Origin of the sequence: Candidatus Stygibacter australis (assembly GCA_030765845.1) — a bacterium.
Taxonomy (GTDB): Bacteria; Cloacimonadota; Cloacimonadia; order Cloacimonadales; family TCS61; genus Stygibacter; species Stygibacter australis.
In genome coordinates this window covers 1-8,012 of sequence record JAVCDJ010000011.1, presented here as the reverse complement: position 1 = coordinate 8,012, position 8,012 = coordinate 1, and the positions used below count along the sequence as shown (strand labels likewise).

Here is an 8,012-nt window from a genome sequence, read left to right as displayed (position 1 = left end):
AAAGTGTTGTTCCGCTACCACATACTGTCACCTGGGATGGCCCATACACATATTGTGTTATCAGGATAGATACGGGAGAATCTCCGGGAGATATTTCAGGTAAGATATTGAATCGGCGAGGGAGGTTGATCAAGGAACTATCCTCTGAACCGTTACGAATAGGGGAAAACAGGTTTACTTATCAATGGAATATAGATGATGATGATGGTAACCCTGTTGATGGAGGGTTATACATCTATCAGGTTGATGTTAATGGTAAAATTTATCAGGGCACGATAATAATAGTGAGGTAATAAAGATGAAAAATATAAAGAAAATTAATTGTAACTCACGTCTCACGTCTCACGTCTCACGACTCACGATTTTTCATTCACTTCTCACTCTCTTCCTGCTTCTCCCCTTGCTGCTTTCTGCTTATGATTTCACAAATGGGGGAGTTCGAAATGCTGCCATGGGTGGTGCGGGTACTGCCTCGTCAAATGATGCCTCAGCAATTGTCTGGAATCCTGCTTTTCTGGGTGAGATCACCTGGTATCAATTGATTACGGATTCCAGAACCTATACTATTCAGCTTGATAATGATGATCTATCTGATAATTATGCTTATTTTGCAGCACCACTGGGAAGATTGGGATGCTTAGGATTATCTGTCGGATCAAATGGCAGTAATAATTATAATGAAACCCGAATGGGTATGGCATATGGTACTTCTGCGCTTTCCAGGATCTTATTAGGCAAAGACAATAAATTACTGATAGGTTTTGGTTTCCAGAACTATCGCACAGGTTTTAATGAAACAAATAATTCTTACATTAATGATAGCAATATTTATTCATTTGAAGATTCAAATAGTGCCTTTGATGCCGATTTCGGTATCGTTTTTCGTCCGACTTCATTTTTGCAGCTTGGGCTGGCGGTCAATCGCATTATGTCAGCTAATATGGCTCTGGAGGATGGTGGTTCAGATAAACTACCCCGGATTATCTCGGCTGGAGCAAATATTCATATTGATGCTCTCACACTTACTGCTGATTATAATATTGAGCAGGGAGAAGATATCACTGAATCCCACTATGCTCTTGGTACTGAATACGCTGTAGCAGAGAATTTATTTCTTCGGGCAGGCCTCAATAGTTATGATATCACTGCCGGAGTAGGCATCGATGTATATCGCAAGGATTGGCTGGAAGAGATTGATAATTATGTGGAAGGTATGGCTGATGTAACCTCCCTGACTATCGGTATTGATTATGCTTTCCAGACACCATTTAAGGATAATGAACTGGAATCAGATTTTGGTAATCATTATTTTGGTATTCACCTTGCTTATGGTAAGAAGACAGTTGGTGAAGATGATTTATCAGAAATGTTCCCGGATCAGTATTCATCAGGACTAGATCTTGATTCTCTCTATTTTGCCAGAACAAAGGCTGATACAGTATATAAAGAAGTTACATTATATGATACTGTGAAAGTGGTTGAGCGTGTAGCGGATGAAGATGTGGTTAATGAGCGTGTAGCTGAGGAAGCTGAACGCATCAAACTGGAGCAGGTTGGTGATATTAATCAGGCTTCCGTTTATCTGATCCGTGCTCTGGAATTTTTCTATGCTGAACAATATACTCGGGCAATTGATCAATGCGAGAAGGCAATTGCCCTTGCCCCAAATCTCTCAATGTCATATTTGAGACTGGCATCCATCTATGTGCACTTGAACGAAAATCAGCAGGCAATGGAATATATCCAGCAGGGTTTGAGAATTGATCCTGATAATGAAGAACTTATTAAGCTCCGTAATGCTGTAAATCAATAAATTATATAAAGGATTGTTTATGAAGAAAATTATCGTTATCCTTGCTTTGCTCCTAATGGCTACTGCTCTATGTGCGCAAACTACAGATATTGAAACTGTAATGGAGATACAGGCTGAAAGAGAGCTGGCAGACTGGATTGAAAGTATGCTTTATCCCATTGTGGGAGATAATGTTGCTATCGTGGATATGACACTGCGTTATCCTTCTGAAGGGCTCAAAGTTTTTGGCTCCACCCTTGATACCGAACGAAGTCTGCCCGGATTACCAATGGCTCGCTCCAGCGGTGTGATGCCAAGTGAGATAGCGGGTGAAGAAACCTACCCCACCATCGTAATGAAAAAGGTAGTCACTATTTACCTAAGTAAAAAAACTACTGATGAAATGGAAGAATTTGTACGGCAGAATGTAGCCAGCTGGGTTAATATAAGTCCCGATAAAGGTGATAAACTTGATGTCAAACGAGTTCTTAACCTTATAGCTGATGAAACCGGGGAATCTGGAGATACAATTACTCAGACCCAGGACTACCGTAATTACATCATTATGATCGGTGCTTTGCTGCTTTTCCTCATGCTGATATTTCTAATCATCTTTTCCACTCGCATGAACAAACTTTCCAAATCATTAAAGGAAGTAAATATTCCAGGCTTGGAAGGTGCTCTCCGTGCTCCCTCAGTTACTCAAACTTCTGCCGGTAAGCGTGAAAGTGGGTCCAAAGAACCAGTTACTGTAAGATTACTGCCTCAGGAAAAGAAAGAGGAAGAAACTCTCAGTTTTCATTTCGTACAAAATCTTTCCATTAATGGTTGTGGACAATTGCTGGGCAATGAATCACCTGAAGCAGCAGCATTTGTACTTTCTCAACTTTCTCCGGAATTTGTGAGTGATTTCTTTAATAATTTTACTGGGAATACGGATATTCTGCTTACTGCCATGATCAAAGGTAAGCAGCTAATTCGTCCTGAAATTGTTAAATTGCATCAGAGACTATCTCAAAATTATCATAATCAGATGGAAAAAGAAAGCCTTTCATATAACAACCAATCACTGATTGCTGAATTGATCAATAATTTACCGGCAAAAACTTCAGAGAAACTCTATGGTAGAGTACATTCTATCGATGCCGGTTTTGCAAGTATTATGAGAAAAGATGTTATACTGCTTGATGATCTAGTTGATCTTGAAACACAGCAAATTGAAAGTTTGATCAGATATATTGATAGAAATATTCTGATAAATTATCTGTCTATCGCTCCTCCTCTTGTTAAAGAGAAATTCTTTAATAACATGACCAGTCGTAACAGAGAATTGTTTGATGATGAAATGCAAAACATTAAGCCACTATCCGATGAAGACATCATTATTGTTCAAGATCAAATGCTGAATTCTGTTCGAAATCTGCTGTTGAAGGCATAGGAGGAAAATATTATGAGATTATCTGTATATATTGGCTATCTTCTTGGAATCATAGTTATTGTGGGAACTATTATCACAAAAGAAGATACAAGTTATTTCATTGATCCTGGAGCTTTGGCAATCGTGTTGGGTGGAACCATTGCTGCCTTACTGGTACATTTCTCACCCAAAGCATTTACTTCTGCGTTTTCTTCATTTTCCAAACTTTTTACTGAAAAACCCTATACTGCAAAACAAATGATGAATTCCATGGTCTCACTCAGTCGTGATGTACGTAATAATGGTATCAGGTCAATTCTCAGCAGTAGTACTGTAACAGGAAACAAGTTTCTGGAGAATGCTTTGATGCTCGTTGCTGATGGTGAAGAAATTGAATTTATTGAAGAGACACTGATCCAGGAAAGTATCACTATTACAGAACGTTATGCTTTGGGAGAGCAGGTCTTTAAAACCGGGGGTAGTCTGGCTCCTCAATTTGGTATGATGGGTACGATTATTGGTCTTATTGCCATGTTGAATAGAGTGGAAGACCCTGCTTCAATACCTGCTGCCATGGGTTTGGCACTTGTTACTACTCTTTATGGGCTGATTATGTCTGCTCTGTTTTTCAAACCAGCTGCTGGTAAGATCAGAATTAAAAATCAGATAGATACCAAAGTTAGAGAAATTATCATTCAGGGCATTATTTCTATTAATAATGGTGATAATCCCCAGATTACTAAAGAAAAACTCTCAATTTATCTTGATTAATGGTGCTTTATGGCAAATAATAAATTGAAAATAGAAAAACTCAGACGGAAAATGTACGAACTGGAAGAAGATCTGGATGATTCCCAGAATTACGGTGACATAATGACGCCTTATGGCGATCTCATGACACTGCTTCTGGTTTTCTTTGTTTTCTTCTTTATTCTTTCTGATATTCAAAAAAGTCAACGGATCATTGAGCAAAATGCCAAGCTTTCCGAAGAACAGGCAAAAGTTGACTCTCTACTTGATCTTAATGAAACTGTGATCACAATCCCCGGTGAGATCCTGTTTTCATCAGGTAAGGCTGAATTACGCTGGCAAAGCCTGCGTGCTCTGGCTCAGGTCGCTGAGAATATCAAAAGAGAGATCGGAGACGAAGAAGGCTGGCAAATTCGTATTGAAGGTCATACGGATAATGTCCCTATCAGCACCGTGAAATATGAATCTAACTGGGATCTTTCCATGGCGCGTGCTCTAAGTATTGTGAAATTCTTTGTCGAAAACGACTTTTTCCCACCAGATCAATTACAAGCTATGGGTTATGGCGAATTTAAACCCATAGCTCCCAATGACACTGACGAAAACAAGCGTAAAAATCGACGTGTGGAAATAAGACTTACCAGAAAGTATCAGTAAATAATATATAAAATCCCGGACTGATTTATCAGTCCGGGTTCAGTTTTTTTGGGATATATAATATTCCTAAAAAGAAATTTATTCAATCACAGTTTTCAGCATTGCCTTTTCTTCTTCTGCCACAACACCCATCACTTGCTGGATTACGCCACCAAACATCTTGCTCAAGAGGCCAATATTCATTTTAGATATCATTACTTTACCTTCATGGGTTTCATATACAGCAAATCGACAGGGCATTATCCCGGCAATTTTCTTATTATTGTCATCCTGCAGTATGGTATAAGAGTGGTCTGCATGGCAGATCTCAATTATCTGCATTCTCAGGATATCACCATAATCAAAGGACATGATCCGTTCCTGAACGTCTACTTCATTCACTACTTCCCAGCCATTATCATATGCTGCAATTATCAATTTATCAACAGTTGACTGAAAATCATATTTACTCTCCAGATTGATCAGCATCAGATCAGGCATTTTATTCCAGATCACTGTTCCCATTAAAATGGCACCCAGAAGCAGTCCCACTATCAAATAGATTATTTTTTTCATTAGTTCTCCTCTGCTATTTCTATTTTGTAACCAGTTGATTTCACTTTGTCCATAATCTCTTCATCTGTTGCATCGCCTATGACTTCCATTGTTTTCTGATTAAGGTCAATCATCACTTCTTCTGCACCAGCAAGTTCTTCCACTGCTGATGTGATAGTTTTCACGCAATGATTGCAATGCATATCTTCTATAATATATTTTTTCATTACTACTCCTTTTATCGGCTCAACCTTAATTTTCCTGCGTGGTCTATACTTACGCCAAAATGATAGAACCAGAATTACAGTAAATATTATCGTTATAATGTCAAGCCAGATACTTCTGCCCATATTATGTGTCATGTGCTTCACATTTACAGTGATGCCAAAATTATCTACCAGCACATTTAGCAGCATACCAAAACCTAAAGCACAAATGGTCAGAACTGCCACATATATTGCAGTAACTTTTTTGCCCAGACTGCTGGCGATCACAGTTAATGATGCCGCATTGGTTGCTGGTCCCACAACCAGAAATACGAATGCTGCTCCGGGTGAGATCCCTTTCATGATCAGGCTTACGGCTATTGGTATTGAGCCCGTAGCACAAACATACATCGGAAGACCTACAATGATCATAAAGATCATTCCCAGAAAACCTTGTCCGCCATACTTCTCGAAGAAACCATCTGGTATCAGCCAGGTGATAAGTCCAGCTAAGATGATTCCCACCACCAGTTGAGTGGAGATATCATCAATAAAATCACCGTAAGCATAGGCAATAAACTTCTTGAAAACATTAGTTTGCCTGTCAGAAATATGATCATGATCATTATCATGACCTGTTCCACATGAACAGCTTTCGGCATTTTCTCTCTGCTTCGGTCGGTTCCAGGGATGAGAAGGATGTGTGCAGTTTGGATCGTCACATTCGCATGTCAGACAACATGATTGAGCAGCAGATTCTATATTTTCCAGTTTATCTTCCGGCTTGATCTTATTGGTTATCACACCAGCAATGATTCCCATCAAAAGTGCTGTTAGGGGACGGTAGATCCCCATAAACCAGCCTAACATGCCAAAAGTGGGTATTATACTGTCAATCCCGGTTTGAGGGGTAGAGGTTAAAAAGGATATTGTTGCTCCATTAGAAGCTCCTTTTCGCTTAAGGTGCATCGCCGTGGGTACTACTCCGCAGGAACATAATGGCAATGGTACGCCAAATACTGCTGCTTTGATAATAGACCAGATATTAGCTTTACCTAATTGCCTGAGAATGAAATCTCCCTTCAAAAGCACATGCATCAATCCCGCAAATGTTAAACCAATAAACAAATACGGCGCTATCTCAAGATAGATCCCATATATAGCCGTCAATAAATTATTCACTTCTCACTTCTCACTGTTCACTTCTCACTACTCATCTTTATAAGCTCATCATGAAGTGCTTTCACTTCTGCTTCAAATTCTTCATTTTCAGAATATTCAGGATTTTCTGCCCCATATTGCATTCCCCTTTCCAAAGTAGTCAGGGCTTCTTGTGCTTTGCCTTGTTCAAGCAGCACGTGAGCCAACATCACATAGGCATCATAATGATTTTCGCGTACTTCGATTGATTGCTTGAGAGCTGCTTCTGCATCATCCAGATTACCAGATTTCCACAATGCTTCTCCCTTATGACGCCAGGGACATGCCCACACTGGACTTTCAGCATTCAAGGATTCATAAATTGGTATGCACTCGTCATAACGTCCCAGATCAAGCAGTAGATTGGCATAATTAAATTTTGTTTTCATGGTCAAGCTGTCAGGTTCAGAGCCCAGTTCATCCAGGGCTTTTTCTAATTCAGAATAATAAAGATAAGCAGTCAGCAATTTCCCGGTCTCATTATCCAAAGTACTATAATAATCCAGAGCACTCTTAAAATTCTCCAGAGTCGGGTCTGTTTGATACTTCTGATACTCATCATACTCACTCTGATCGTGTGCCTGCCCAAATAATCCCGCAGCCAAAATCAGCAAAATTAATCCCAAAATATTCCCTTTCATTCTAATCTCCTGTTACTATTTTATAGTATAAACTAATCGATTTTTGCTATAAATGAAATTATTTTACTTCTACTTATTACTCTTTTGATATAATAGTATAGTATTCGGAAGAATTATCATTTTCATCCTGATAGGGTGAAAAGTTAAATTTCTTATCCGGCAAAATGCTGATTTCAGCCGATATTGATCAGTCCAAAGAAGGCAAAGAAGTGAAGGACCGTGCCGATAAGTGAGAGTACATGAGCATACGCCTGATTATATTTAAGTCCATTCATGCTGCCTAGCCAGAAGGAAAATACATATAGTATGGAACCTGGAATGAAAAATAATTTGAATTCGGGTGTGAAATATTTCAGACTCACGATCAATGAGACTGTGAGGAAAAGCAGTAAAATCAAATCTATGGCAAAATCTACATCACTGGAATTCTTCGTATTGAAAAATAGATTGAGAATACCTGCTATTCCCAAAACAGCAGTTATCAAAAAAAGTATCCAGCCCCATTGTGAATCCAGTATCGTCAGTGAAATTGGCGTAATAGTTCCGACGATAAACAGATATATGGCAGTCTGTTCCATGATGCGGAAAATCCGTTTTGCCTTATAATGTGTTAGACTGTGATAAAATGTGGAGCAGAGATAAAAATAGACTGCTAAGCCGCCATATATGGAAAATGAGACAACTTGTCTGACGTTTCCGTAAAGCGATGAAAATACCACCAGCAGGACAAGTGCCGCGATGGAAATCAATATCCCAATCCCATGAATAATACTGCTGGCTATCTCTTCATTTATCGTTTGCGCCGGCAGCATTTT

At 39.2% G+C, this 8,012-nt stretch carries 9 protein-coding genes; 5 read left to right on the top strand and 4 right to left on the bottom strand.

Translation table 11 applies throughout. The features are described from left to right. From RAO94_00545 to RAO94_00525, 5 genes are all read left to right on the top strand, one after another. The coding region (locus RAO94_00545; GenBank protein ID MDP8320815.1) for a hypothetical protein at positions 1–293 on the top strand (293 nt) is incomplete at its 5' end. A 5-nt stretch (positions 294–298) separates the two neighbouring features. After that, positions 299–1,813 carry a tetratricopeptide repeat protein gene (locus tag RAO94_00540; GenBank protein MDP8320814.1) on the top strand — a complete coding sequence of 505 codons (1,515 nt, stop codon included), beginning with the start codon at positions 299–301 and terminating at the stop codon, positions 1,811–1,813. A gap of 19 nt (positions 1,814–1,832) precedes the next feature. Next, positions 1,833–3,230, top strand: a complete 1,398-nt coding sequence (locus tag RAO94_00535) for a FliG C-terminal domain-containing protein (GenBank protein MDP8320813.1) — start codon at positions 1,833–1,835, stop codon at positions 3,228–3,230. 12 nt (positions 3,231–3,242) lie between these two features. After that, a complete protein-coding gene (locus tag RAO94_00530) occupies positions 3,243–3,980 on the top strand; it encodes a MotA/TolQ/ExbB proton channel family protein (protein ID MDP8320812.1) in 738 nt (245 codons plus the stop codon). A gap of 9 nt (positions 3,981–3,989) precedes the next feature. Continuing rightward, on the top strand, positions 3,990–4,616 hold the full coding sequence (locus RAO94_00525) for a flagellar motor protein MotB (protein ID MDP8320811.1): 627 nt from the start codon (positions 3,990–3,992) through the stop codon (positions 4,614–4,616). Between the two features lie 78 nt (positions 4,617–4,694). Here the strand turns inward: RAO94_00525 and RAO94_00520 are convergent, their stop codons facing one another. From RAO94_00520 to RAO94_00505, 4 genes are all read right to left on the bottom strand, one after another. Then, a complete protein-coding gene (locus RAO94_00520) occupies positions 4,695–5,171 on the bottom strand; it encodes a DUF302 domain-containing protein (GenBank protein MDP8320810.1) in 477 nt (158 codons plus the stop codon). Continuing rightward, the gene (locus tag RAO94_00515; GenBank protein ID MDP8320809.1) at positions 5,171–6,538 is read right to left on the bottom strand and encodes an SO_0444 family Cu/Zn efflux transporter; all 1,368 of its coding nucleotides are present in this window, start codon (positions 6,536–6,538) and stop codon (positions 5,171–5,173) included. The genes RAO94_00520 and RAO94_00515 overlap by 1 nt, the downstream gene beginning before the upstream one ends. 17 nt (positions 6,539–6,555) lie before the next feature. Further along, positions 6,556–7,197 (bottom strand): tetratricopeptide repeat protein, encoded by a 642-nt coding sequence (locus tag RAO94_00510; protein MDP8320808.1) that lies wholly within the window; start codon positions 7,195–7,197, stop codon positions 6,556–6,558. Positions 7,198–7,370: 173 nt separating this feature from the next. After that, a partial coding sequence (locus tag RAO94_00505; protein ID MDP8320807.1) for a hemolysin III family protein occupies positions 7,371–8,012 on the bottom strand: 642 nt, incomplete at its 5' end.